The 25,099-nt window shown below is 69.3% G+C and carries 17 protein-coding genes; 12 read left to right on the plus strand and 5 right to left on the minus strand.

What is annotated here, in order from left to right; all coding sequences use genetic code 11:
• Nucleotides 1–7: 7 nt before the first annotated feature.
• Both GKS42_RS01005 and GKS42_RS01010 read right to left on the minus strand, forming a co-directional pair.
• Complete coding sequence (locus tag GKS42_RS01005) at nucleotides 8–1,894, minus strand: beta-N-acetylhexosaminidase (protein WP_154792151.1); 1,887 nt, start codon at nucleotides 1,892–1,894, stop codon at nucleotides 8–10.
• A 73-nt stretch (nucleotides 1,895–1,967) separates the two neighbouring features.
• Nucleotides 1,968–3,164, minus strand: a complete 1,197-nt coding sequence (locus tag GKS42_RS01010; RefSeq protein WP_154792152.1) for an ROK family protein — start codon at nucleotides 3,162–3,164, stop codon at nucleotides 1,968–1,970.
• A 170-nt stretch (nucleotides 3,165–3,334) separates the two neighbouring features.
• On the opposite strand from GKS42_RS01010, the gene GKS42_RS25895 reads away from it, so the two are divergent.
• The 7 genes from GKS42_RS25895 (at nucleotide 3,335) to GKS42_RS01040 (ending at nucleotide 15,196) form a co-directional block, all read left to right on the plus strand.
• Entirely contained in the window at nucleotides 3,335–4,483 is a 1,149-nt protein-coding gene (locus tag GKS42_RS25895) for a hypothetical protein (RefSeq protein WP_168217689.1), read from the plus strand.
• Nucleotides 4,484–4,515: 32 nt separating this feature from the next.
• Nucleotides 4,516–5,979, plus strand: coding sequence for an ABC transporter substrate-binding protein (locus GKS42_RS01015; RefSeq protein ID WP_168217690.1), 1,464 nt, complete (start codon nucleotides 4,516–4,518; stop codon nucleotides 5,977–5,979).
• 10 nt (nucleotides 5,980–5,989) lie between these two features.
• The gene (locus tag GKS42_RS01020) at nucleotides 5,990–6,913 is read left to right on the plus strand and encodes a carbohydrate ABC transporter permease (RefSeq protein ID WP_154792154.1); all 924 of its coding nucleotides are present in this window, start codon (nucleotides 5,990–5,992) and stop codon (nucleotides 6,911–6,913) included.
• Complete coding sequence (locus tag GKS42_RS01025) at nucleotides 6,910–7,830, plus strand: carbohydrate ABC transporter permease (RefSeq protein ID WP_154792155.1); 921 nt, start codon at nucleotides 6,910–6,912, stop codon at nucleotides 7,828–7,830. The genes GKS42_RS01020 and GKS42_RS01025 overlap by 4 nt, the downstream gene beginning before the upstream one ends.
• Before the next feature lie 108 nt (nucleotides 7,831–7,938).
• On the plus strand, nucleotides 7,939–12,681 hold the full coding sequence (locus tag GKS42_RS01030; protein ID WP_154792156.1) for a golvesin C-terminal-like domain-containing protein: 4,743 nt from the start codon (nucleotides 7,939–7,941) through the stop codon (nucleotides 12,679–12,681).
• A complete protein-coding gene (locus GKS42_RS01035; RefSeq protein WP_154792157.1) occupies nucleotides 12,678–14,498 on the plus strand; it encodes a beta-N-acetylhexosaminidase in 1,821 nt (606 codons plus the stop codon). Before GKS42_RS01030 ends, GKS42_RS01035 begins: the two co-directional genes overlap by 4 nt.
• 89 nt (nucleotides 14,499–14,587) lie before the next feature.
• Nucleotides 14,588–15,196 (plus strand): hypothetical protein, encoded by a 609-nt coding sequence (locus GKS42_RS01040; protein ID WP_290368041.1) that lies wholly within the window; start codon nucleotides 14,588–14,590, stop codon nucleotides 15,194–15,196.
• 33 nt (nucleotides 15,197–15,229) lie between these two features.
• Here GKS42_RS01040 and GKS42_RS01045 read toward each other — a convergent pair whose 3' ends face one another.
• From GKS42_RS01045 to GKS42_RS01055, 3 genes are all read right to left on the minus strand, one after another.
• The gene (locus GKS42_RS01045) at nucleotides 15,230–16,114 is read right to left on the minus strand and encodes a carbohydrate ABC transporter permease (protein ID WP_154792158.1); all 885 of its coding nucleotides are present in this window, start codon (nucleotides 16,112–16,114) and stop codon (nucleotides 15,230–15,232) included.
• The gene (locus tag GKS42_RS01050) at nucleotides 16,111–16,983 is read right to left on the minus strand and encodes a carbohydrate ABC transporter permease (protein ID WP_154792159.1); all 873 of its coding nucleotides are present in this window, start codon (nucleotides 16,981–16,983) and stop codon (nucleotides 16,111–16,113) included. Before GKS42_RS01050 ends, GKS42_RS01045 begins: the two co-directional genes overlap by 4 nt.
• A gap of 108 nt (nucleotides 16,984–17,091) precedes the next feature.
• Complete coding sequence (locus tag GKS42_RS01055) at nucleotides 17,092–17,574, minus strand: hypothetical protein (RefSeq protein ID WP_154792160.1); 483 nt, start codon at nucleotides 17,572–17,574, stop codon at nucleotides 17,092–17,094.
• A 196-nt stretch (nucleotides 17,575–17,770) separates the two neighbouring features.
• On the opposite strand from GKS42_RS01055, the gene GKS42_RS01060 reads away from it, so the two are divergent.
• From GKS42_RS01060 to GKS42_RS01075, 5 genes are all read left to right on the plus strand, one after another.
• On the plus strand, nucleotides 17,771–20,725 hold the full coding sequence (locus tag GKS42_RS01060) for an FAD-binding and (Fe-S)-binding domain-containing protein (RefSeq protein WP_154792161.1): 2,955 nt from the start codon (nucleotides 17,771–17,773) through the stop codon (nucleotides 20,723–20,725).
• A gap of 544 nt (nucleotides 20,726–21,269) precedes the next feature.
• Complete coding sequence (locus GKS42_RS25900; RefSeq protein ID WP_168217691.1) at nucleotides 21,270–21,770, plus strand: hypothetical protein; 501 nt, start codon at nucleotides 21,270–21,272, stop codon at nucleotides 21,768–21,770.
• Between the two features lie 142 nt (nucleotides 21,771–21,912).
• Nucleotides 21,913–22,584 carry a DUF998 domain-containing protein gene (locus GKS42_RS25905; protein ID WP_168217692.1) on the plus strand — a complete coding sequence of 224 codons (672 nt, stop codon included), beginning with the start codon at nucleotides 21,913–21,915 and terminating at the stop codon, nucleotides 22,582–22,584.
• A gap of 78 nt (nucleotides 22,585–22,662) precedes the next feature.
• A complete protein-coding gene (locus GKS42_RS01070; RefSeq protein WP_232847867.1) occupies nucleotides 22,663–24,099 on the plus strand; it encodes an extracellular solute-binding protein in 1,437 nt (478 codons plus the stop codon).
• On the plus strand, nucleotides 24,099–25,043 hold the full coding sequence (locus GKS42_RS01075; RefSeq protein WP_154792163.1) for a carbohydrate ABC transporter permease: 945 nt from the start codon (nucleotides 24,099–24,101) through the stop codon (nucleotides 25,041–25,043). Before GKS42_RS01070 ends, GKS42_RS01075 begins: the two co-directional genes overlap by 1 nt.
• Nucleotides 25,044–25,099 lie beyond the last annotated feature (56 nt).

Genomic DNA, 25,099 nt, shown 5'->3' on the forward strand with positions numbered 1-25,099 from the left:
AGCGGCGTCAGTTCACCGGGCTCGGGCTGGCAACCATGTCGTGGCGCATGATCTGACCGCCCGCGCCCGGCCGGAACATGGGAAGTTGGTCGACATCGAGCTGCTCGATGCGTCGAGTCGGGTCAGCCAGCCACACGGTCAATGTCTCGTGCAGAGTATCGAGCCGTGCGAGCAGACCCCCGTAGCGCAGGTCGAGAACCTCCCAGCCGAAGACCTTGTTGTGGGCGACCCATCGGGCGTGCGCTGAGCGCCGCAAGGACCGGACGCCGTCGGCGACGGCGGGGATCACATGGTCGAGGAGGTCGCGCACCGTCTCCACGTCGCCCGCGCGGTACGCCGGGCGCAGACGCTGGTGCAGCTCCACCTTGTGCTCGAGCACGCGAGCGGCATCGATCACGGCCGAGACGATCTGGTCGGCGGCAGTCCCGCTCGCCGCGGCGGCGGTCAGGTCGTCTGCGAGCTGGCGGAACCTGGGCGCCAACGGCTCGGCGGGCAGGGGCATCAGGTCGAGCAGTGGGTCGGACCACAGCAACCAGGCGCCGGGGTTCCCGAACAACTCGGGGTGATCGGGGCCGGCGTCGGCATCCGACAAGGCCCGGTCGAGCTCGTCCGCGCGCAGCCAGGTCAGTAGCGTGCCGTCGCAGGACCCTCGGAAGTTCGTCGCTGAGAAGGCTGCGTTCTCGGCGCCGGCGTAGGCCTCATCGCAGAAGTGCTGGATGGCGGGCAGGGTCGAGTAGAGGTCGGCCTGTGAACTGTCGTTCCCCCATGTCGTCACCATCACCTCGGCGAGCCCGACCCTGCGGGCTGCTCGCACGCCCGGCGTGAGCGCCGCGATCGAGGAGGTGTTCTGCGACCAGAGCCGCGACCAGCACGAGACACCTGCCGCGAACACGGGCTCGTGGCCGGCCGCCTGGTGCCGTTCGAGCTGCCGGACGTAATGATCCTCGTCCAGGCTCAGATAGTCCCAGTGGACGAGTGTGACATTGCTCGGGATCGGCGCGACGTCCTTGCCCGGGAACGCGACGCCGAGGTCGTGCATGTCGTGACGGACGGAGGCGAACTTCAGATACATGTCGCTCCAGATCATCGGCCGCAGGCCGAGCTCGTCGCACAGGTCCGCCACCCGCCGGAGGTGCCGATTGACCAGCTCGATCGGCTCCTCGGAGCCGTACCGGGACCTGTGCGCTCCGCTGCCGATCCCGTAGGTCTCGTCCATGCCGACGTGGATCCGGCGGGACCGCACCGGCGCACTGGCGGCCTCGAGCATCGCCCGGACGAGTTCGTAGCTCTTCGGCTCGTCGACGAGCAGCACCTGTGCGTTGTCCCGGACCGGACCGTACACGGGCCATTGGAGCACGTTCGCGAGATGGCCGAGGGTCTGGATGCACGGGATGAGCTCGATGCCGACGCGGGCGGCCGCGTCGTCGATCGCGGTGAGCTCGCTGGCCGCATACCGCCCGCGCGCGTGCCCGAAGTACGGCTCACCCGGGATCTCGTAAATGTCCTCGGTGTAGAGCATTACGCTCGTTGCGCCCATCAGGGCGACCCGGCGGATGAGGCCGATCACGGCGTCGACGGTCAGCACCGCGTTGCGCGAGACGTCGAGCATCACGGTGATCGTCTCGAAGGGGGTCCGCTCGGATCGCTCGCTCACCGAGCCGGCCACGAGCAGTTCACCCATGACGGCGCCGAGGCCTCGCAAGCCTTGCGTGATGGTGCCGTACTCCACGTCGGCACCGCGGTCGCGCGCAGTGATCCGCAAGCCGCTGTCAGTACCCCGACTTAGCGAGATCTCGAACCCGTCATCGCCGAGTCGGTCGGGGAACTCGCCGAGCACATCAGCAACCGCTTGGTGCATCGGGTCTACGTCGTCGGTATGAACGGTGATCTGCATGGCGCATCCCAGTGTCTCGTGGCGTTGACTGCAGCGGAAGCGGCACTATATCAGCACCACTGGTCGAACGGACTCAGCCCTTAGCGATGACGCGGCGCAGCGGCTTGGGGAACTCGTCGAGCCGATCGGCGGCGGCATCGATCAGCGTGTCGACGTGGTTGAGCGCGATCCGCACCGCGCCGAGGGTCACGGCGTCCGGGCCCAGCGGGGACACCTCCAGGCGTGGCATCCGCGCGGTGAGTGGCTCGAGATGGCGGCGCAGTGGCTCGAGCAGGGTGTCGCCGCTTGCGGAGAGTCCGCCGCCGATGACGACCAGCTCGGGGTCGATGGTCGCGACCAGGACAGCCACCCCCTCGGCCAGCGCCCGGGTGTAGTCCTCCACGCGCTTCCGGGCGGTCTCCGAGCCGTCGCGGGCGTCGTCGAACACCGACTTGATGTCGACCTCCTCGCCCGGGTCCGCCTTCAGCCGCGCGGCCGCGCCACGCCACCGTAGGAACGGTAGGTGGTGGAGCTCGCCGGCGAAGCCGCCGAAGCCGGTGAGGAGCCGGCCGTCGATCATGATGCCGGCGCCGATCGACTGTCCCACGGCGACGTTGACGAGGCTGGCCGCGTCCTGCCCGGCGCCGCGCCAGTGCTCACCGACGGTTGCGATGTTGCAGTCGTTGCCGACCACCACGTGCCGCTCGAGGCGGTCGCGCAGCTCGGTCTCGAGATCGATGCCGGTCCAGCCGGGCATGCCGCCGGCGGCCACGACCGTGCCGGCATGGATCACCCCGCGGGCGCCGGCGGCGACCACCCAGACCTGGCTGTAGCGGATCCGCGCCTGCCGGCAGCAGTCCTCCAGCACGGTCCGGGCCGCCTGTAGCCGCTCCACCGAGTCCGCGTCGGGAGCGATCTCGACCGTCGACGTCGACAGCGGCTCGCCGCCGAGGTCGGCCACGACGGCGCGGACCCGGTGGCGCCCCAGGTCGACGCCGGCGACGTATCCGGCCTCGGCGCGGAACCGGTGCCGGCGCGGGGCCGGGCCGATCTGCGGGGTCGCCGACGCGGCCGGCTTCTCCGGTGCGATCCAGCGCAGTTCGAGGAGCTGGTTGACGATCTGCTGGGCCGAGGTGCGGGACACCCCGACGGTGTCGCCGATCTGCGCGACCGTCGCAGGCCCGGCCCGGAACCGGGCCAGTGCCGCGCCCAGGTTGATCCGGCGCAGCAACGACTGGTCGCCGCCGGTGGATCGGCCGGCGGCGCTGCTCGGAGATGTTCGAGTGACCACAGGGAGAGCCTACAGCCACGTGGAAGAATCTCACATGAAACAAACTTGTTAAAGAAACTGCAGGTCAGAAGCCTTGACACCTCAGCAGTGTCCCGTGCAGGATCGAACACGCAACGCGCCGACCGGCGCTCTGACCGCCACGGTGACGTGGCCGACACGAGGAGATCAGCGTGGTCTCACCGCGGTATCTGACCAGCTTCGAGCAGTACCGGTACTTCACCTACCCGCACCTGAACGGGTTCGTCGCGGACGCCGACGGTGTCACGACTGGGGTCGTGGTCGGTCAGATCGAGCTCGAACCGGCCGCGATGAGCCTGCACCTGATCGACGTCGCCACCGGCACCGACCGTGAGCTCTGCCGCTTCACCGACCCGATCGACACGACGAACCCGTACAGCTGGTACGACGTCGCCACCGACGGCAGCCGCATCGTCACGATGTTCAGCAACGAGGTCATCTGCATTGACATCACCGCCGACGGCGCCGTCACCACCCGGCCCGTCTTCGCGCCGCCGGGCGACCACGAGCTCTCGGTGATCGTGACCCTGCACCCGGCGTTCGACCGGTGCCTGGCGTCGTACTACCCGAAGGGCAAGAAGACCGGCCCGAGCGTGCTCGTGGAGATCGATCTGACCACCGGCGAGGCGACCCAGCTTCTCGACTCCGCGAGTGAGCTGGCGCATTTCCAGTACTGCGAGGCCGACCCGGACTGGATCGGATTCTCGAACCAGAGTCGCTTCACGCACAACTACGGCCCGTACAACCGGCTCTGGGTCATGCACCCCGTGCATGCCCCGCGTGGCATGAAGATCTGGGACCAGATCGCCGGCGACGGCATCGTGCCGACAGGTCACGAGGCGTGGGCGTTCCATGAGGTCTGCTGCATCACGGTCGCAGCCGACACCACTCAGCCCTCGAACACCCCGTGTGAGGGCACGCCTGGCCTCTGGCAGATCTGGCCGGACGGGCGTGAGCCCCGACTGATCGTCGAGGCGGCGGACTACAACCACGCCTCGATCAGCCGGCAGGGCGACCTCGCCGTGGTCGACGCCGGTCCGACGCGTCCGCCATGGCTGTTCCCCACCGCGCCCGAGGACCCGATCGACCCGGATGCCTCGGCCGGGCGGATCGAACTCGTCAGCATGACTGGGGAGTTCGCTCCCGTCACACTCGCCGAGATGCACTTCGGCGACGTGCACCCACGACACGGACACCCCGGTTTCTCCCCGGACGGCGCCTTTGTCGCGTTCACCGACACCGACCCCTTCACCCAGCGATCCCGGGTCGGCCTCGCCGACGTGCGGTCGGCTCGACGCTGAGCCACCGCCACTCACCCAGAAGGAAGACTCACATGTCCCACGTTCGTCATGCCCAGATGTCCCGCCGCAGCGTGCTGACCGCGGGGCTCGGCGCCGCGGCCGGCCTCGGCCTCGCCGCCTGTGGATCGTCCGAGGACCCGAGCGGCGGTGGCAGTAGCAGCGGTGGTGGCGCCACCGTCGAACTGACCCTCGCCCTCATCCCGGACCCGCCGGGCGCCAGCGAGTTCTATCGGGCGCAGATGGACGCCTTCGAGGCCGCGAATCCCGGTATCAGGATCAACATCATCGAGAACCCGGGCGATCAGCAGCTCAGCGCCGTCGAGCTGATGTTCCAGCAGGGGAACGCCCCGGACATCTATCGCGCGCAGGCCGCCGGGTTCGACCGCATGTACTCACGCGGATGGGCGCGCTCGCTCGAGGAGTTCGTCACCGACGACTTCCGGTCGCGGTTCCCGGAGGGCTCCCTGGAGCCCGCGAGCTCGGGCCTGCACCGCAACGGCGAGCTCTACTCGATCCCGCTGGTGTGGGGTAAGTGGTCGGCGATGGACCTGTTCGTCTACAACCGGTCGTTGCTGGCCGCGAGTGGCTTCGATGCGGCGCCCACCACCTGGGGTGAGCTTGAGGAGATCGCCCGTGCGGTCACGGCCGACGGCGGCGGCCAAGTCTTCGGGATGGCGCCCGAGCAGGCCTCCGGCATCGTGCGCATGTCGCGCCAAGGCGTCCCTTACTCGATCCCCGGCGACGGCATCAACCTGATGACCGGCGAGCCGGACACCGCGAACCCGACGATGATCGAGGCCGTCGAACTGATGCGTCGCATGAACGCCGAAGGATCGTTGATCACCGGCTGGGAGAGCTGGGACAGTTCGCGCTCCTACACCGAGTTCGCCGCCGGCAGCTTCGCCATGTACACGGCCCAGTCGTGGCACATCGCCGAGATCCGCAACCTGAACCCCGACATCGAGATGGGCATCGTCGCTGTTCCGGTCCCGGACTCGGGACGCGCCTCCTACACGCCGATCACCCAGCAGTTCGACCCGCTGTGGTCGATGTCGTCGGAGACCGAGCATCCCGAGGAGGCCTGGCTGGTCCTGGACTTCCTCGCGTCCGCGGACTTCTACCGTGCCTACTACGAGGAGTTCGGGACCCTCACCGCCATGCAGAGCGTCTGGGAGGACGAGATCCAGGCCAACCCGGACCTGTCCGAGGTGTTCGGGGTCGCGGAGTCCACGATGCAGGTCGTCCCGAACCCGAAGCTCGCCAGCGAGGGTGGCGCCACCATCCTCAATGCCCGGGCCGAGCGACCCGAACTCCGCTTCACCGACTCGGCGCTGGAGTCGATGATCAAGAACGAGGACTTCGCGCCCAAGGCGGCCGCGCTCGACGAACAGCTGCGTACCTTCCTCGACGAGATCTTCGCCACCGGGGACGCGTCGGTCGAGGACATCAGTTTCCCCGACTGGGATCCGCTGCAGCCGTACGACGCAGCGAACTGAGGTCGACCACATGACCGCACGGACTCGGCGAACGGCGGCCAAGCGGCGGGAGCACCTCTGGTGCTACGTGCTGCTGCTGCCGCTGCTGGTGGCGTTCGGAGGGTTCACCCTGTGGCCCATCGTCGCCAGCTGGTGGTACTCGCTCTTCGACTGGGACGGCGTCGGCAATCCCACCGAGTGGGTCGGGTTGGCCAACTTCGTCGAAGTGCTGACCGCCCCGGACTTCTGGCGTGCCTTCTGGCACACGTTCCTGTTCTCGCTGGTCGCGATCCTGATCGAGCTCCCGCTTGCGCTCGCGTTCGCGATCCTGCTGAACAATGCCAGGCTCCGTGGCCGGAACCTTTACCGCCTCGCCCTGTTCGTGCCGGTCGTCACGACGACGGCGGTGGTCGGCATCGTCTTTGTCGCCCTCCTCGACCCGGTGCGGGGGGCCGTCAACGAGATCCTGCTCGCGGTCGGGCTCGTCGACGCCCCGATCAACTTCCTCGGATCGACGACGACGGCGCTGCCCACCCTGATGGGGATCGACCTCTGGAAGGGGTTCGGCATCTCGCTGATCTACTGGCTCGCGGCTCTGCAAACGGTGCCGAAGGACCTGATCGAGGCCGCACAGCTCGACGGCGCACGCCGGGCGAGCATCGTCCGCCACATCATGGTGCCGGTGATGGCGCCGATCGCGATCGTCATCATGTTGCTGCTGTTCCAGCGCAGCCTCGGCACCTTCGACCTCGTGCAGGCGATGACCGCCGGCGGGCCGGTCTATTCGACCGACGTCGTGCCGACCTACATCTACCGCTATGCGTTCTCACCCGAGATGCAGGCCCCACGGTACGGGTTCGCCTGCGCGGCCGGCGTGGTGTTCGGTCTGCTCACGCTGGTCCTCACCCTGCTTCAGGCGCCGGCGCTGCGATACCGAAAGCGAGTCGCCGTATGAGCACCACGGTCACGTCGGGCACCTCGGCCGCACCGGCGGATCCGACCCGCACCCCGGACGGGCTGCCGAAGCTGTACCACGGCAGGAAGTCCGGGTGGCGCTGGCGTCCGCAACTGTCGCACCTGTTCCTCGTCCCGTTCTGTCTGGTCTGGGTCTACCCCTTCATCTGGATGTTCTCGGCGGCCTTCAAGTCGCAGCGCGAGATGCTGCTCGGCGGACTGAGCCTCATTCCGGAGGAGCCCACCCTCGACAACTTCTCGCGGGCCTGGACGACCGCGAAGTTCGGTGAGTACACCGTCAACACGATCATCTTCACGGTGCTTGTCGTGGCCATCGTGCTCCTGGTGACATCGTTGGCCGGATACGCCCTGTCCCGCCCCGGGCTACCGTTCAAGAAACTGATCATCGGCATCCTGGTCGCGACCATGTTCATCCCGCACGGCTACACGATCATCCCCGTGTTCCTGCTCGTGAACGAGCTGGGACTGGGCAATAGTCTGCTGGGTGCCGCGCTGGCGCAGGCGGCGCCGGTCCATGTGGTCCCGGTGCTGCTGTTCATGGGCTTCTTCGGGGGCATGCCCTCGGAGCTGGAGGATGCGGCCAAGGTCGACGGTGCCGGGTTCTTCCGGACCTTCCTCTCGATCATGCTGCCGCTGGCCAAGCCGGTGATCGGGACGGTCGCGCTCATGAACTTCATCAGTGCGTGGAGCGCATTCTTCGTGCCGCTCGTGTTCACCCTCGGCAATCCGGGTCTGCGCACGCTCGGGGTCGGCATGTACAACTTCTTCGGCCAGGAGTCGACCGACTTCGCCGGTCTCGCCGCTGGCGCGACGATCAGCGTCCTGCCCACCATCGTCGTGTTTCTGCTCCTGCAGAAGACCTTCATCGAGGGCATTGCCGGTGCCGTCAAGAGCTGATCGGCCCGTGGTCGTCCATGAAGACGCACCGGCCGGCAACCTTGTTGGCCACGTGCGCGGCGGTCCTGATCACAGCAGCTCAGTCGCAACGAGGCGAGGAGATCACAGATGAGCACGACCCCGACCAGTCCCGGCCGCGCCGGCACCAGATCGGTGCCGCAGGGCCTGCGCGGCATGAGCCGCCGACACGCGATCGGCCTATTGCTGGGCAGCGCGGTGCTGCCGGCCGTGGTCGGCGCCGCCCCGGCATCGGCAACGGCCGATCCGGCAAGGCGGCGGGCCAGCACGGTCGACGATGCGCTGCGCCGTCTCGACCTGCCCGACCTGCGGTACCGCCGGCTGTTCCAGATCGCCAACGACCGATACCGGATGACGTTCGGCTGGGCACGCTGGCACGGCGGGCAGAGCGTCGTGCGCGATCTCGAGGTCCGCCGGGACGGGTCCTGGGTCGCCGCGACGCAGGCGCAGCGCCGGCTGGACGAACAGTGGATCGTTTACCGCCATGGCGCACCTGGCCACCCGCGGTCGACACCCGTCTGGGTCGCCTTCGACCAGGTCACCCAGGTCGGCAGCAACTCGGTCGAGCTGCGGGCCGGCGATCCGGACCTGTTCGAACTCGTCGTCCGGTGGTCCCTTGACGGGGACCATCCGGAGGCGCAGTTCGTCCTCACCGCCCACGAGGCGGGTGAGTACATCGTCGCCTATCAATCGGGTGACGTGACCGACCTCGATGGCGTGGACGAGGTGCTCTGCGGGGCGCAGCAGCACGCGAAGGTCGTACTCGAGGATCCGCAGCCACGTGGCGCCTGGGAGTTGTTCGCGCCGATGGCGCTCACCCAGCGAGAGGTCGGCGGCGGACCGCTCACCTCGGGGGTGTTCGTGCCGGCCGAGGTGCTGGAGTTCGAGCACGAGCAGGCGCTCGGTGGCGATGACCAGCCCTTCGGGATGAGTCTGCGCAACGACTCGCTCGACATCACGCCGACGATCTATGCGCCGCAGCCGGGACTGCGCGCCACTATGGCAGCCGGTGCGAGCCGTGGCTTCACGTTCGGCATCTGTGCCTACGAAGGCCCGCTCTACGACGCATTCGTCGGGCTCGCCCGGGATGCGTATGACTTCCGTGCGTACCGCAGCAATGTCTACGGCTCCTCGCTCACGGACACCGTCCACACCATGCTCGACCTCGCCGTGGTGGAGCCGGACGCTGACGACAGTGAGGACTTCGCACCGTCGTTCTCCGGCTGGTGGAGCCGTGCCAAGGGTTTCATGAACGTCGAGATCACCGACGACGTCCGGGTCGCGGTGGGCGGCGTGCTGCAGTCGGCACACCTGCTCACGTCGACCACCGACGATGCCCCCCTGTACGCCGACCGTGCGCGGCCCATGGTCGAGTATCAGCTCTCCCGCGGCAGCATCGCGTACTCGCCGCTGAGCAAGCCGGGACAGGTGGCGAACCAGCACCGGCTCGGCTACGTCGCCGGGGACGCGATCATGCTCAACGCGCTGTACGAGCTCAGCGGGCATCGCGCCGGCGGGATCCGACGGCTCGGCATCGCGAGCATCGCTGCGGACGAGGTCGGCAGGGACCGGCCACGCTTCGCCGTCGAGTTGGCCGCCTACCAACTCACCGGGGACGAGTCCCACATCACCGCAGCTCTGCGCCTGGCCCGGGACTACATCGAGCACGAGATCGACACCGCATACACGAACGTGCCCGCCGAGGCTGGCTTCGCCATCTCCTACAGCCGGTCCTGGCTGGACCTCGTCGTCCTGTACGAGGCGACCGGTGAGGCGGACATCCTGGCCGGCGCCTACCGCGAGGCGCAGCGCTTCGTCACGCAGACGACCCTGCGCCCTGTGCCCGTCGGCGGGACCGTCACGGTCGGGCAGCCGCCGGTGCGGACGCAGCAGTACGACTGGCCCTCGGACGGCTTGCCCGCCTACCCTCGGACCGCGGTCGACGTCGAGACCGTACCGTCCTGGTACGTCTCGACCACGGGCCTGACGTTCGAACAGCTGACCACGTACAAGGTGAGCACCTCGGCCAGCACGGCGGCGGGCGGCGGATTCGTCTTCAACCCGTGCTGGGCGGGTGCCCTGCTGCGGCTCGGGCACTACGCCGACGACGACCTGATCGTCGACCTCGCCCACAACATGGTGATCGGCCGGTACACGAACTACCCCGGCTACTACAGCCGTGACTTCCAGGTGATCCAGATGAAGCCGGACTTCCCGCTCCTGGGTCCGAGCGGCGTCACCGCGATCTACCCCCACCACATGCCGGCCCAGATCGGGATGACGATCGACTACCTGGTATCCGAGCACCTGGTGCGCTCGGGCGGGCAGATCGACTTCCCGGGGGTGCACGAGGCGGACTACGTGTACTTCCGGTACACGCTGTTCGGTCACGCACCCGGCCGGTTCTATGGCGAGGACGGCGTGTGGCCGTGGTTCCCACGTGGCATCGTCGAGGTCGACAACCCGGCGGTGAACTGGTTGACCGGTGTCGGCAACGGTTCGCTCTACCTCAGCCTCACGAACACCACCGGCGAAGCGCAGGTCGTCGTCGTCAGCCTTGCGACCGACCTCCTGGGGCTGCAGCCGAACGACAGTGTTGACGTCGAGGTGCTGAGCGACCCGTCGGGTTCGACGGCGTCCCTACCGGCGGGCGGATTCGAGGTCACCGTGCCGCCGTACGGCATCGTCGCGGTCGCCGCCCGCGCCATCGACGTCCGCGCACCCTGGCATGTGCCCGCGGTCGATGGCGATCACGGCGCCACGACCTTCCATGCTCGGCCGGCGGATGCCAACCTCGGGGTCGTCCGCGGGGTGCTGCTGCCACGGGCCGGCGGAGGCTCCGGCTACGACGCCTACGTGATGGTCGACAGTCTCGACCCGGTGACGCTCGAGCATCGGATCGACGAGGGTGCCTGGGTGCCGTCGCCGGTGAAGCCATACCCCTACGAGTGGACCATCGGCGTCGATGAGGTCACCGCATCCTTCGGCTATCGCGTCGTCACCGACACGGTCACGACCGACCCGGTGACGCTGAGGCTTCCCGCTGCGCAGACCGGAGGCCTCGGCGCGGACGTGCTGGTGGACCTCGACGCACCCAGCACCACCGTCGCCGGGGGCGATGTCACGGTCCGGGTGACCGTGCGGAACCTGACGTCGGCCACGCTGGTGAGCGCCACCGTCGACCTGGACCTGCCGAGTGGCTGGACGCCGGCGCCGGTTGCCGTGCCGACCGACCCGATCCCACCGGGCGGCACGGCGACCTGGACCTACGACGTCTCCGTGGCGGCCGGCGAGCCGTTCGGTTCTCCGGCGCTCGCGGCCACGGCGACCTGGACCGGTGGCACGGCCCGGTCGGAGCCGTTCCAGCTCGCGGTGCGCGACGCTCGGCGTCTGGTCGGGGTGGTCGCCGGCATCCAGCGCGTGACCGAGCCCAGGCAGCAGTTCACGGTGACCACGACGGTCAGCAATCCCGGTACCCAGGCGGTCGACATCCCGGTCACGATCTCCGGCCCGGGCGGCTGGTCGATCGACGTACCGACCGCACAGGTGAGCGTGCCCGCGGGGGATGTCGGGCGCCACGCGGTGACGGTGACCGCGCCGGCCGAACTGCCGTGGGGGACAAGCCCTCGTTTCACCGCGGCCCTGGACGGCATCTGGTCGGCGAACGTCGCTGTCGCGGTCGCCACCGAGCCGCAGGTGGTCCACGTGCAGAGCCCGTGGCCGCTGTACCAGGAGACCGGGCAGTGGCGCTTCAGCGGTCTCGCCGGCTGGGGTGGTACGCGCAGCCGCTACAACCTCGACGGTCTCACCGGTGGCACCGCGCGCTGGGCACCCGACATCCCAGCGGCAGGATCCTATGAGGTGTCGGTCTGGTATCCCGCCCACACCGTCTCGACCACCCAGGCAGCGTTCGTGATCCGGCACGGAGGCGGTGAGAACACCGTGGTGGTCGACCAGACGTCGGGCGGCGGCGAATGGCGATCGCTCGGGTACTTCGAGTTCGAGGCGGGCCGCACCGGCGACGTCTATCTCGAGGTCCTGGATGCGGGGACCCATCGCACCAGTGCGGTCCGGTTCCGCCCCACGACCGACGCGGATCTCCGGGCGAACCTGCACGTGAGCGCGGCTGACATCGCGACTCCAGGAGGAACGAGCAACGTGACCGTCAGCGTCTCGGCGGCGCCGGCGGCAGCCATCGCCGGCTGCCTCTCCATCGGCGTGCCCGCCGGCTGGCACGCAGAGCCGGGGGCCGTCGACGTCGAACTCGCAGCGGGAGACGAGCAGACGATCGAGGTGGACATCCAGGCGCCGGCGAGCGCCGCCGTCGGGGCACTGCACGAGGTGACCCTCACCTTCGGTGAGCTGACTACGACGGCGATCATCGCCGTCGGCGAGGTCGATCCCGGGAACCGGGTGGTTATCGACACCGGCAGCGGCGCGGGTAGCTACGGCGAGACCGGCGTGTGGGCGCAGTCCAACCTGCGTGGCTGGGACGGCGGCGTCACTCGGTGGATCGCGCCGGCGACCGCCGGGACCGCTGCCTGGACGCCGGCGCTCGGTGCGAGCGGACGCTACCGCGTCAGCGTCTGGTTCCCCGGTGAGATCAACAACAGTGCCCGCGCGGTCTATCGGGTCACCCATGCGGGCGGGCAGGCTGAGGTCGAGCTGGACCAGCGCCAGGGTTCGGCCTGGATCGAGCTCGGGATCTGGGACCTCGACGTGGCGACCGCGACGGTGGCGCTGGCGGGTCTGGACACGGGCAGACTTCGGGCCGACGCGGTCCGTACCGAGCGTTTGGTAACAGCGGAGAATGGGATGGAATGCGACACGTGAATCTTGACCACGACCAGGTGCGAGCCTCGGTGCGACGGGCCCTGGAACTGGTGAGCTCCCCGGAGCAGGTGCTGCGCTGGGAGAGCGCGGAGCTGTCCGGGCAGACCGAGGCGGGGTTCGCCGTCGACCAGGACGCGGACGCGACCCGGGTGAGCTACCACGCGCTGGCGGACGCGATGCGGGCAGCGCTCGCGCTCCGTGAGCAGCCGACGGCGATCCGCGCGAGGCGGGCACTGCGTCGACTGAGCGTGATGATCGACATGTCCCGTAACGCCGTCATGCGGGTCGAGACCGTGGAGCGGTACCTGGCCTGCGCCGCGCTCATGGGCTACTCGACGCTGTACCTCTACCTCGAGGACACCTACGAGGTGCCCGGTCAGCCGTACATCGGTCACGGGCGCGGTCGCTACAGTCAGGACGAGCTCCGGCGCATCGATGACATCGCGCACGGCTTCGGCGTCGAGGTCGTGCCGGTGATCCAGACCCTCGGGCACCTGCGGCAGATCCTGAAGTGGCCGCCGTTCCACGGGATCGGCGTCGCGCCGGAGGTGATCCGCATCGGGGACGACGGTGCGTCGGACCTGATCCGGGCGATGATCACCGCCGCGACGGCACCGTTCCGGTCGGCAAGGGTGCACCTCGGCCTGGATGAGGCCTACGGCTTCGCGGACAGGGCTCCCGACCCGACGGACCGGATGGGCCACTTCCTGCGGCACGTCGACGACGTCACCACGATCTGCCGCGAGCTGGACGTCGAGCCGATGATGTGGAGCGACATGCTCTTCGACGTCGAGCACGGCGCGAAGGACTACTACCGCACCGACCGTACGATCGCGACGCGGACGCTGGAGGCCCTTCCCGACGGCCTCACGCTGGTGTACTGGGACTATTTCCATCACACGGACGCCTACTACGAGCTGAAACTGCGCCAGCACCGACCGCTGCCCACGGTGATGGCCGGCGGATGCGCGAGCTGGGGACGTCTGTGGGCCCGACTGCCGGAGTCGATCACGGCCTGCACCGCCGCCGTCGGCGGGGCGATCGCCGCCGGTGTGGACGAGGCGATGATCACGATGTGGGGCAACGACGGCAACGAATGTGACTACTTCTCGTGCCTGCCGGCGCTCGCCCATGCCGGAGACCGTGCGTACGGTTTGACGGCCGAGCAGACCGACGCGGGTCTCGGGTCCCTCGGCGTGAGCCAGGAACTGTGGGTTGCGGCGTCCGCGATCGACGACCCCTTCGACGACACCGATCGCGCCGGTGCCATCGAGCCGCCGAACCCCAGCAAGTGGTTGCTGTGGCTGGACCCGCTGATCTCGTTCGGGGAGATCGGGCTCTCGGGCGAGGTCGCAGATCGGATGCGCGCGCTCGGCGAGCAGCTGATCCGCACCGAATCCGTCGACGGCCCGGATCGACGGCTCGGTGTGATCGCGCACCTGTGCCACGCCCTCGCGCTCAAGGCGGACCTTCACCTCGCGGTTCGTCCCGCCTACCTGGCCGGCGACCGGCTCGAGGCGAAGCGCCTGGCGACGGATCTCGTACCGGACGTCGAGGCTGCCGTCTCACGCCTGGCGCAAGCGCACCGCGATCGGTGGTTCGCGGACAACAAGGCCTTCGGCTGGGAGGTCCTCGAGCGCCGCTACGCCGGGCTGCTCTCGCGTCTGGCCAGCACCCGACATGCCTTGACCGAGTGGAGCGAGGGCCGCCTGGAAGAGATCGAGACGCTCGAGATCGAACCGCTGCGCGTCGCGCCGGACACCGTCAGTGCGACGGTCCCGTGGACGGTGTTCGCCACGCCGGCCGGGATGGCGTGAGCCGCTCCAGCGGGCTCGGGGAATCGTGGCCGTAGACACCCACGCCTCGCGGTGTAATCATGTAATCCTGTAATCAGAAGGGTGGAGACATGATGACCCGAGACGAGTACGACGAGACCCGCGAAGGACGCGAGCAGGCAGGCGGACGCTGGCGCGGTCGCGGACGAGGTGGTGGCACCGGCGGACGCGGACGTGGTGGCTGGCAGGTCGCCGATCTGCCGGCTGCCGACGACGCCGAGGACTGGTTCCGCGGTCGGCTGCCGAAGGCGTGGTTCAGCGAGGTCGAGGTGACGGTCGACCGCGAGGAGATCCTGGTGGTCGGCACCCTCGCCGAGGAGGCCGACGGCGCCGAGGCGGAGGGCCGGATCAGCCGGTTCCGCGCCGAGACCAGGGCCGAGCGGATCGAGATCGCCGAGGAGGCCCAGGCACGCTACCGGCGCAAGGTCTCGTGGGGTGCGCGACTCGGTGCGAACGGGGCGCTCTTCACCCATGTTGCGGCGCCAGTGATGACGCGCCTGCGTCAGCCCGAGCGGCGGGTGCTCGACACTCTCGTCGACGCCGGGGTTGCGCGGTCCCGCTCGGACGCGCTGGCCTGGTCGGTGCGGCTCGTCGGCGAGCACGCCGACGAGTGGCTCGGTCAGCTCCGGGAGGCGATGGCCGAGGTCGACAAGCTGCGCTCGGACGGGCCCACCGTCTGAGCTCCGCTCTCGGGCCGGTTCGGCCCGGTCCAGTCAGCGGACCCCGGTCACGCCGAGGGACGACGTGATCTGCTTCTGGAACACCAGGAACAGGATCACCAACGGGGCGAGCGCGATCGTGGTCGCGGCCATGACGAGCGTCCAGTTGCCGTTGTACTGGGTCTGCAGGGCGGCGGTGGCCACCGTGATGACGTTCCACTCCGGGGCCGGCGCGATGATCAGTGGCCACATGAAGTTGTTCCACTGGCTCACCACGGTGATCAGCAGCAGGGTCGCGAGGATCGGCTTGTTCATCGGCACCATGACCTGCCACAGCCGCCGCAGCACCCCGGCCCCGTCGATCTTCGCGGCGTCCAGCACGTCGGAGGGGGTGGACCGGAAGTTCTCCCGGAGCAGGAAGATCGCATAGGGGGAGCCGAACAGGAACGGCACCACGAGGCCGGCGAACGAGTTCTTCAGGCCGAGGGTCGTCATCATCGAGTACAGCGGGATGATCGTGACCACCGCGGGGATCATCAGCGTGGACAGGTACACCCAGAACAACGCGTCCCGGCCCGGGAAGTCCAGCTGGGCGAACGCGTACGCGGCCAGGATCGACGTGAGCATCTGACCGATCACGAGCACCAGGACCACCTGAGCGGTGACGGCGATCGGCACCACGAAGTTGTACTGCTCGGAGAACAGCGCCGTGAAGTTCTCGACCGTGGCCGGGTCCGGCAGCGTCAGCGGCCAGGTGGTGTTGAACTGCTTCGGGGTCTTCACCGCCGTCATCGCCGAGAACACGAACGGGCCGAGCATGAGCAGGCCCCCGGCGATGAGGAACGCGTAGGTGAGCACGTTCGCGAAGAGCCGGGACGTGCGCCAGGACGGCGCCCCGGGCCGGGACCCCGGCGTGCGGGGGCGGATGGTCTCGGTCATGACATGTCGTAGGTGATCCGGCGCTGGAAGTAGCGCTGCTGGACGAGCGTGACGCCGACGAGCACCACGAACAGCACCACGGCCATCGCGGCAGCCCGACCGAGCCGCAACCCCACGAACGCCTCGTCGTAGATGCGGGCGGCGATCACGTCGGTGCGGAACGCGGGGCCGCCACCGGTCATCGCGTAGATCGAGTCGAACACCTGGAACGAGGAGATCACCGAGGTGACGGTCACGAAGAACATCGTCGGTCGAAGCAGCGGCAGCGTCACCGAGACGAGCGTGCGGACGCTGCCGGCGCCGTCGAGCATCGCTGCCTCGTACACGGACCGCGGGATCTGCTGGAGCCCGGCCAGGAAGAACAGCGAGATGTACCCCACCGTGGACCAGACCTGCACGAACACCACGGCCGGCAGCGCCAGATCGGGGTCGGTGAGCCACTCGACCCGGCGCCCGATGATCGCGTTCAGCGCGCCGTTGGTGGGGTCGAAGATCCACTTCCACACCACGCCGAGGGCCAGCGGTGCGCAGACCCACGGCAGCACGTACAGCACCCGCAGCCAGCTCGTCCCGGGCAGGCCCCGGTTGATCGCGATCGCGAGCAGCAGACCGATGACGATCGAGGTCGGGATCGCCATCAGGACGAACAGGGCCGTGACCAGGAGCGAGTTCCCGAACCGGCCGGAGGTGAGGATGTAGGCGTAGTTCTCCAGGCCGATCCACTCGGGCGCACTGATCAGGTTCCACCGCATGAAGGACAGGGCCACCACGATCAGCACCGGCAGCAGCAGGAAGCCGATCACGCCGATCAGGCTCGGGAGCAGCATCGCGTACGCCGAACGCGCCTCGTGGCGCTGGCGTGCGTTCATGCGTTCACTCCCCGGCTGTCGTCTGGGAGCGAGCCTAGTCAGATCGTGCCGGTCGCCAGGTCAGACGCGGCGGCCGTCTCGAACCGTGAGGACGGCGCCGTCGCGGTGTCAGTGCAGCGCGACCTGGACGCCGAGGTAGACGAGCACGCCGAGCACGACCGCCCACGCCGCCACGGCCACGACGCCCCAGACGAAGACCCGCGCCTTCGGTGCGCCGAAGCCGACCATCGTGGCGGCGGTGACGTGGCTGGGGAGCAGCAGCGGCCCGAGGAAGCTCACCCCCGGGACGCCCCAACGGTCGAAGACCCGCCGCATGCGCTGCTTCTTGGGGTTCGCGTCCGGGCCCCGATTCCGGGTGACGCCGGCGCGCACGGCCGAGGTGACCGCGATGATCACGGCGAGCGCGATCGCGTTCCCGACCACGGCCGCCGGGATGGCGATCGCGGGGTGGATGCCCGCCACGATCCCGATGATCGAGGCACCCTCCGCCTCGACGTAGGGGATGAGCGCCGCGAGCAGAACGCCCACCCAGCGCAGCAGCGGGGGCAGGGACTCGGTGAACGCCTGGAGGTCGATGAGGAGGTCGGACATCGCGGGGAGCATGCCTTTCGATCGGGGTTGCTTCCAGCCTCCCGGTGGCGCGACGCCCACACCAGGGCGCTCCATCACCGGTTCCGTATGACAACTCTCATGTGGCGCCGTCGCGGTTCGCGCCCGCCCCCAGGTTGGGTGCCGCGACCTGGACGCCGACCACGACCCGCCCGCGAATCGGTCTAGGTTTGGCACCATGACCGTCAGCACGGAACCGCTCGAGGAGGTGCGGCGTGCCGCGGGCGCCCAGGCGTGGAGCGAGCGGGCCGCGGATCTCGCCGTGATGGCGCACGACGCCTCGCACTACCTGCTCCGACCGCAGGCGGTGCTCACCCCGGGCTCTCTGCCCGAGCTGGTCGCGGCCCTGGTGGCCGCGAACGACGCCGGGCAGAGCGTCACGTTCCGAGCCGGCGGCACGTCGCTGTCCGGGCAGGCCGGTGGCTCCGGGGTACTCATCGACGTGCGTCGTCACCTTGCCGAGGTGGAGGTGCTCGACGGCGGAGCCCGGGTCCGGTGTGGACCGGGGGCCGTACTGCGGCGCGTCAACGTGACGCTCGCCCGGTACGGGCGCAAGCTCGGCCCCGACCCCGCCAGCGAGATCGCCTGCACCATCGGCGGCGTGGTGGCGAACAACTCCTCCGGGATGACCAGCTCGCTCACGGCCACGGCCTACCGGACGCTGAGCTCGATGCAGTTCGTGCTGCCCTCCGGGACCACGATCGACACCGCCCGGCCGGACGCGGACGCGCGCCTGCGCGCCCTCGAGCCCGAGCTGCACGCCGGCCTGGTCCGGCTCCGGGACACCGTGCGCGCGGACCCGCGGCTGCGCGCCATCGTCACCCACCAGTTCTCGATGAAGAACACGATGGGCTACGGCCTGAACGCCCTGCTCGACCACGACCGGCCGGCCGACATCCTCGCGCATCTCATGATCGGCTCCGAGGGCACCCTCGGCTACGTCGCCTCCGTGGTGCTGGACACCGTCCCGGTCCTGGCCAGGGCCGCCACCAGCCTGCTCGTGTTCGACTCCATCGAGCGGGCCACCGACGCGCTGCCGGCGCTCCTCGGGGCCGGCGCCCGCGCCGTCGAGCTCATGGACGCGGCGTCGCTGCGGGTGGCGCAGACGGACCGCGGCGCCCCGGCCGCGATCGCGTCGATCCCCGTCGTGGACCACACGGCGCTGCTCGTGGAGTTCCAGGCGCCCGACGCCGCGGCGCTCGCCGAGCTCACCGGGCCGGCGGACCCGGTGATCCGGGGCCTCGACCTCAGCGCTCCGGCCGCCCTCACCCAGAACCCCACCGAGCGGGCCGGCCTGTGGGCCGTGCGCAAGGGCCTGTACGCGGCAGTCGCCGGGGCCCGGCCACAGGGCACCACGAACCTGCTCGAGGACGTCGCCGTGCCGGCGGAGGTCCTCACCGAGACGGTCCGTGGGCTCGGCGCCCTGCTCGCCCGGCACGGCTACGACGACGCGGTCACGTTCGGGCATGCCCGGGACGCGAACCTGCACTTCATGATCAACCCGCACCTGGACGACCCTCGCGAGCTCGCCACCTACGAGGCGTTCACCGAGGACCTCGTGGACCTCATCCTCGGCGCGAACGGCACCCTCAAGGCCGAGCACGGCACCGGGCGGATCATGTCCGCCTACGTACGCCGTCAGTACGGGGACGAGCTGTACGAGGTGATGACCGAGCTCAAGCGGCTCTGCGACCCGCGCGGGATCCTCAACCCCGGGGTGCTCCTGGACGACGACCCGCGCGCACACCTGGACAACCTGAAGACCGTGACGGGAGTCGACCCCGCCGTCGACTCCTGCGTGGAGTGCGGGTTCTGCGAGCCGGGTTGCCCGTCGCGCAACACCACGACCACCCCCCGGCAGCGGATCATCCTGATGCGGGAGATCGCCGCCGCCGGACCCGATCGCCGCGCCGAGCTCGAGGCAGCGTTCTCCTACGACGCGGTGCAGACCTGCGCCGCGGACTCCCTGTGCGTCACGGCCTGCCCGGTCAAGATCGACACCGGCAAAGTGATGAAGTCCGTCCGCGCCGCCGGCCACGGACCCGCCGCCCAGCGAGCGGGTGCTGCCGCGACTGGGGCCTGGGCCGCGGCAACATCCGGGCTGCGCCTTGGCCTGACCGTCGCGGGCGCCGTGCCGTCGTCGCTGCTCGCCGGCGCCACGACCGCCGCGCGGACCGTGCTGCCGCACGAACTCGTCCCGCAACTCGGCGCCGGCCTGCCCGGCCCGGGCTCGGCCCGGTCGAAGCTGGCGGACCTGCCCGCCGTGGGCGGCTCACCCGCCGGACGTGGTCCGAAAGCGGTCGACGGCGGCCCCTCGGTCTCCGGCTCGGCGCTCGCAGACCTGGTCTTCTTCCCGTCCTGTACCGGGGCGATGTTCGGTCCCGAGGGGCGTGGCGAGGGTGCCGCCGCGGCGTTCCTCACGTTGTGTGAGCGGGCGGGTCTTCGGGCCGTGCTGCCCGACGGCGTCGACGGCCTCTGCTGCGGCACCCCGTGGGAGTCGAAGGGCTTCGTCGACGGGCAGGCGGCCATGGCGGCGCGCGTGTTCGACGGCGTGTGGGCTGCGACCGACGACGGCCGTCGCCCGCTCGTCTGCGACGCGTCGTCCTGCACGCACGGCCTGGACGGCCTGGCCGCGCACCTGGACCCGATGCGAGCGGCACGCTGGGACACCCTCGAGCTGCTCGACACCGTCACCTACGCCCGCCGGGAGCTGCTGCCCCGGATCGAGGTGCCGGCCGGCCAGGAACTGGCAAGCCTCGCCGTGCACCCGACCTGCTCCACCGTGCATCTGGGTGCCACCGACGACCTCGTCGCCGTGGCGGGTGCGGTCGCCCGCGACGTGCGGGTCCCGGATGACTGGGGCTGCTGCGGCTTCGCCGGGGACCGCGGCCTCCTACACCCCGAACTCACCGCCGGTGCCACCGAGGCCGAGGCCGCCGAGATCAAGCGCCTCGAGGCCGCGAACGGGCCATTCGCCGGCTACGCCTCGTGCAACCGCACCTGCGAGATGGGCATGACCCGGGCGACCGGGCGGCCCTACCGGCACGTGCTGGAGCTCCTGGAAGAGGTCACCCGCCCGGTCGGTTCGCAGCCGATCACGTACGGTCGGCAGCGTCCGGTGCCCAGAGACTGAGGGCTCCGTGGTCCGAGTGGCGAGCGGGATGCCGCTACCCGGCGCACTTGGCCACCTCGCGACCGCCGTGCCCAGCATCCCGTACTCGTCGCGGGCGCCGCACGCGACACTGACCCATCCGCAGGAAGTTCGACAGGAGTCCAACGCTCGCCATCGGTGCTCGCCCACCAGGCCGCCGACGACGACCGAGGGCTCGACCTTCCAGGTGAGGGAGCCACTGGAGGGAGGCTCGAGCACCGAGCGGCCGATCTTGCACGGTGTACGCGCGGCCGTTGGCACGCTCCGGTCGTAGCGCGGTCATGGATCCCTTCACACGTGCCAGCTCAACGGGCTCGGGTGTCAGATCTGGCGCGGAGCGCTGCCTCGTTCAGTGTCGGTCGGCGCGGCAGAAACAGTGGTGACCGCGATGCTCTCGAGGACTCACTCGCGCGGCGGGACCGCTCGCCAGTGCCCTGCCTGTCTCCCGAGTGACTGCGCACCGGCGAGGTCTCCTCGTGCGGCGCGTCCCGAACCGCGATTGGATGCGTGTGGAAGGGAGAACGACATGGATACCTCGACGATCCTCTGGATCGTGGTTGCCGTGGTAGCAGTGCTTCTGATCATCGCGATCGTGTGGGGCCGCACAAGCCGCAGCCGCAAGGAGCGCGTGCTGGAGCATCAGCGCGAGCAGGCCGCTGACATGCGGCGTGAGGGCGAGGCTGCCGCGCTGGAGGCGCAACGCCGGGAGGCAGAGGTCTCGAGGGCTGCCGCCGACGCGAAGCAGCAGGATGCGAAAGCGGCCGCCGCGGAGGCGGACGCCGCCAGCGCGGTCGCGGATGCCGAGCGTGCCCGCGTCGACGCGGAGAACCGCCGGCGTGAGTCGCAGGTTCGTGACGCCGACGCCCACGCGGCACGTGCGGAGGCCGACGAACGCCTGCGTGAGGCCGACCTGGCCGACCCGGATGTGCCCGACGACCAGGGAACCCCGCCACGGACCGCGGACGAGCCGCGTCCGATGGATGCGCCGGACAGCCGGCCCCGCCGCACCGACGGACCACAGGTCTGAGGGCGCGCCTGGACGAACCACGGTGCCGGTGCAGCACCGGCACCGGTACGCACCGGGCGACCCCTCCAGTAGCGGACCTCCCGACCACGAGCGGTGGCTCGACCGAGGACGCGGGTCCGAACCAGGCAACTACCCTGGATCGATGCGGCGCACCCTTGGTGGTCTCGCGTATCTCGCGGGCCTGCTCTACCCCGTGGTCGAGGTGGTCGCGGCGAGCGCCTGGGCGAACGGCTACAGCTGGTCGTCCAACTTCATCAGCGACCTCGGCCTCACCCAGTGCGTGGACCTCGCACGGGGCCACGTGTGCTCGCCCCAGCACCTCGTGTTCAACACCGCATTCGTGCTCCTGGGCGTCCTTGTCGCGCTCGGTTCGATCGCCCTCGCGCCGATCCTCACGTCACGATGGCGGCGGCCGGTGCTCGCGGTCGCACTACTGCACGCGGCGGGGGTAGTAATGGTCGGCCTGTTCCCCGGGTCGGTCATCGAGGCGATCGGCGGAGATTCCCGCCAGATGGCGTTGCACTCGGCAGGTACCCTGGCCGCGATCGGCGGCGGGAACCTGCTGATGCTCCTCGCCGCCGTGGCGAGCTGGCACACCTGGAAGGGTTACGCCGTCGCCTCCGCATCGCTCCTCTGCGTGGGGCTGGTCGGCATCTCGCTCGACACGCTCGGGCTCGATACTCACGGCCCGGGCGCCGTACAACGCATCACGGCGTACCCAGTCCTCGCGTGGCTTGTTCTCACCGGAGCGGCGGTGCTCATCGGCCGGCCTCCGCTCCCCAGCACCTCGCGAGGCCGGGCGCGCGAGCGCTGATCAGCCCTCCCTTGGTCCAGCATCGCTTGGCTCGCCGTGCCTCCTCGCAGAGGCCGAGGTAGCGTGCAACAACCCGTCGTGAGCATCCGCGACCCCCTCAAGGAAGAGGCCTTCGCCGTGAACACTCCGACTCACCGTAGGCACGGCCCCGACCGCCGGACGTTCCTGCGCTATGCGGCCGGGGTCGGCACCGTCCTGCCGCTGACGGTGCTGACCGCCTGCGGGTCGGACAGCACCCAGGACCCGAACGTCATCCGGATCGCATACCAGCAGTTCGGATCCGGGACCCTGATGGAGGACTGGATCAATCGCACCGCGCAGACGTACACCCAGGAGCACCCCGAACGCACCGTCGAACTGGTGCCGATCGTGGCGGCGGAGAACGACTACTTCACCAAGAACGAGCTACTGATGTCCTCCCCACGCACCTCACCAGACCTGGTGTACGAGGACACCTTCATCCTGCTCTCCGACGTCGGTGCGGGCTATGTCCAGCCGATGACCGAACTGGCCGAACAGTGGGAGCACTGGGAAGACGTAGCACCCGCGTCGCGGGATGCGGTCACCGGTGAGGACGGGGAGATCTATGCGATACCAACACACACCGACACCCGGGCGATCTGGTACAACAAGGAGATCTTCGCCCAGGCGGGGCTGCCCGAGCCGTGGGAGCCGACCACCTGGGAGGAGATCCTCGAAGCGGCCCGCACCATCAAGGAGCAGGTGCCCGAGGTCGCGCCGTTCTTCATCTTCTCCGGCAAGGCCCAGGGCGAGAAGGCCTCGATGCAGGGCTTCGAGATGCTCCTTTACGGCACCGGCGAGGGTGTCGGCCTCTACGACGCCGACACGCAGAAGTGGGTCGTCGGATCCCAGGGCTTCTTGGACGCGCTCACGTTCCTACGAACGGTGTTCGAGGAGGAGTTGACGCTTCCGGTGTCGCGGCACCTCGACCCCAACATCGGTGAGTCCATCTACAGCACCGTGATGCCCGCGGGCGAGCTCGGGATCCTGCTGGACGGGTCCTGGATCTCCCAGAACTGGGTGGAGGACGCACCGAGCCCGTGGCCGGAGTGGACGGAGACGACGGGCCTGGCGCGGATGCCCACGCAGAACGGGGACGGCAACGGCTGGGTCACCCTCGCCGGCGGCTGGTCCTGGGTGCTACCCCAGTACTGCAGCGACACGGAGATCGCGTTCAGTTTCATCGAGGCGCTGCTGACCACGGAGAACTCCGTGCAGCGCGCCATCGATGACAACCACATCACGGTGCGCGCGGATGTCGCCGCGGTCGAGGAGTACCGCACCTACTCGCCTACTGCGGAGTTCTTCACCGAACTGCTCGAGGGTGCGCGATACCGACCGGCGCTGCCGAACTACCCGGAGGTGTCCGCCGCGATCCAGGACGCGATGGAGGTCGTGATGACCATGGCGCAGACGCCGGAGGAGGCTCAGGCGGCATACGACCAGGCCGTCATCGACATCGTCGGCGCCGACAACGTGCAGGAGGAGTCCTGATGAGCGCGACCGCGACGAGCGAGCGCACCGCGACGGCGGCCGCGCCCAAGAAGAAGGGCCGCACCCCGCTGGGCAACGGGCTGACCACGAGGCGGGCGATCCCGATGGCCCCAGCCCTCATCCTGCTGCTGCTGTTCATGGCCGGCCCGATCCTCTACTCCCTGTATCTCGCCTTCACCGACAACGCGATCCGCGGTGAAGGAGCGGCCGAGACCTCATTCGTCGGCTTCGACAACTTCGCCGAGGCGTTCGGTGACAGTGCATTCTGGAACTCGGTCGGGCTGACCATCGTGTTCACCGTGGTGTCCGCCGTGATCGGACAGAACTGCCTGGGCATGCTGCTGGCGCTGTTGATGGAGAAGTCCCACCGCGTCGTCACCTTCGTCGTGACCTCCATCGTGATCGCCGCGTGGATCCTCCCCGAGGTCGTGGCCGGCTACCTGCTCTACACCTTCTTCGCGGACGAGGGCAGCCTGAACGCGATCATCACCTCGCTGGGCCTGCCCCCGCAGGAGATGCTGTTCGCGTTGCCGATCCTCGCGGTGAGCTTCGCCAACGTATGGCGCGGTACGGCCTTCTCCATGCTGGTGTACTCGGCCGCCCTCGGCGCCATCCCCTCGGACATCTACGAATCGGCCGCCATCGACGGCGCCGGGCCGATACGACGGTTCTGGTCGGTGACGATCCCGCTGATGCGCCCGGCCATCGCGACCAACCTGATGCTCATCACCCTGCAGACGCTCTCGGTGTTCGGTCTCATCTTCATCATGACCGGCGGTGGTCCGGCCCAGCGCAGCCAGACGCTACCGCTGTACATGTACGAGCAGGCATTCTCCTACGGCCAGTTGGGCTACGGCACCGCCGTCGCCCTGTTGCTGCTGGGGATCGGGGCGCTCGCCTCCATCGGCTATCTGCGCCTGCTGCCCGAGGAGGAGAAGCGATGACCACCACGGCGTCCACCACGAGGACCGCTACCGCGAAGAGGGTGCCGGCTCGGGCA

This window comes from Occultella kanbiaonis (assembly GCF_009708215.1).
Lineage (GTDB): Bacteria > Actinomycetota > Actinomycetes > Actinomycetales > Beutenbergiaceae > Occultella > Occultella kanbiaonis.

What these genes read in the sequence shown, in the direction of transcription:
- GKS42_RS01055 (WP_154792160.1), bottom strand. Translation starts at nt 17,574, where the DNA reads ATGTCCGACCTCCTCATCGACCTCCAGGCGTTCACCGAGTCCCTGCCC.
- GKS42_RS01020 (WP_154792154.1), top strand. Translation starts at nt 5,990, where the DNA reads ATGACCGCACGGACTCGGCGAACGGCGGCCAAGCGGCGGGAGCACCTC.
- GKS42_RS01005 (WP_154792151.1), bottom strand. Translation starts at nt 1,894, where the DNA reads ATGCAGATCACCGTTCATACCGACGACGTAGACCCGATGCACCAAGCG.
- GKS42_RS01015 (WP_168217690.1), top strand. Translation starts at nt 4,516, where the DNA reads ATGTCCCACGTTCGTCATGCCCAGATGTCCCGCCGCAGCGTGCTGACC.
- GKS42_RS25900 (WP_168217691.1), top strand. Translation starts at nt 21,270, where the DNA reads ATGGATACCTCGACGATCCTCTGGATCGTGGTTGCCGTGGTAGCAGTG.
- GKS42_RS01025 (WP_154792155.1), top strand. Translation starts at nt 6,910, where the DNA reads ATGAGCACCACGGTCACGTCGGGCACCTCGGCCGCACCGGCGGATCCG.
- GKS42_RS01045 (WP_154792158.1), bottom strand. Translation starts at nt 16,114, where the DNA reads ATGACCGAGACCATCCGCCCCCGCACGCCGGGGTCCCGGCCCGGGGCG.
- GKS42_RS01050 (WP_154792159.1), bottom strand. Translation starts at nt 16,983, where the DNA reads ATGAACGCACGCCAGCGCCACGAGGCGCGTTCGGCGTACGCGATGCTG.
- GKS42_RS01075 (WP_154792163.1), top strand. Translation starts at nt 24,099, where the DNA reads ATGAGCGCGACCGCGACGAGCGAGCGCACCGCGACGGCGGCCGCGCCC.
- GKS42_RS01060 (WP_154792161.1), top strand. Translation starts at nt 17,771, where the DNA reads ATGACCGTCAGCACGGAACCGCTCGAGGAGGTGCGGCGTGCCGCGGGC.
- GKS42_RS01030 (WP_154792156.1), top strand. Translation starts at nt 7,939, where the DNA reads ATGAGCACGACCCCGACCAGTCCCGGCCGCGCCGGCACCAGATCGGTG.
- GKS42_RS25905 (WP_168217692.1), top strand. Translation starts at nt 21,913, where the DNA reads ATGCGGCGCACCCTTGGTGGTCTCGCGTATCTCGCGGGCCTGCTCTAC.
- GKS42_RS01040 (WP_290368041.1), top strand. Translation starts at nt 14,588, where the DNA reads ATGATGACCCGAGACGAGTACGACGAGACCCGCGAAGGACGCGAGCAG.